The organism is Chitinimonas violaceus (assembly GCF_052601015.1).
Window position 1 is genome coordinate 1 of the sequence record NZ_JBQXDJ010000206.1, and the last position, 745, is coordinate 745.

The 745-nt window shown below is 59.9% G+C and carries 1 protein-coding gene; it reads right to left on the reverse strand.

Annotated features, from left to right (window positions below):
- On the reverse strand, window positions 1-443 hold a 443-nt coding region (locus ACUHMQ_RS20935), incomplete at its 3' end, for an IS110 family transposase (protein ID WP_445297372.1).
- Window positions 444-745: the final 302 nt, after the last annotated feature.

Here is a 745-nt window from a genome sequence, read left to right on the forward strand (position 1 = left end):
GTATGGCGCTCCCGGACACGAAGATAGGCGCGCAGCTCGGCAATGTCGCGGCCCGGCCTAAAGCTCGCACGCAGCAGACCACACGCATGCAAGCGCTGTAACCATTGTGCATCGTTGACGTCACTTTTTCGGCCAGGGACGGCACGCGCCTCGCGTGCATTCGCCAGGACGACATCAAGGCCGTGCGACTCTAATACTTCATAGGCAGCAACCCAGTAAACCCCGGTGGACTCCATCACCACAGTTTTGGTGCCGGTGGCCACCAACCAAGCCGCCATGCGTTGCAGGTCGCTGGTAAATGCCTGGAAAGTTTGTACAGGTTCGTCGCACAGATCGGGGCTGACGGCGACAACATGGAACCGCAAGCCAATGTCGATGCCCGCGGCGAAGGGATGAATGATCGGCAAGCCGCTCGGCTTGGATCTGGTTTTGTCTTTGGGCATGAGCCACCTCCTGGGTCGTCAGACGCAGGACGGGGACTCGGATAAAATCAACTTCCTAAACGGGGTCGCCCAAGGACGCCACCACAAACGGGTCCGCAGCTTCCCCTGGGCCAGGTTTTTTGACGGGGGTTCATACCGCCAAGAAGCAAACGGCCACAGTCCTTGCGTGCATCCAGTGTACGTCTCAGAGTGTTTCTAATCACAAGGGACGCGGTGCGCCGTGTGGGCGGTTTTTAAGGATGTCCCGTTCCATCCGGGCCTCGGCCAGCTCCCGACGCAGCTCCCGGTTCTCCGCAGCCAAT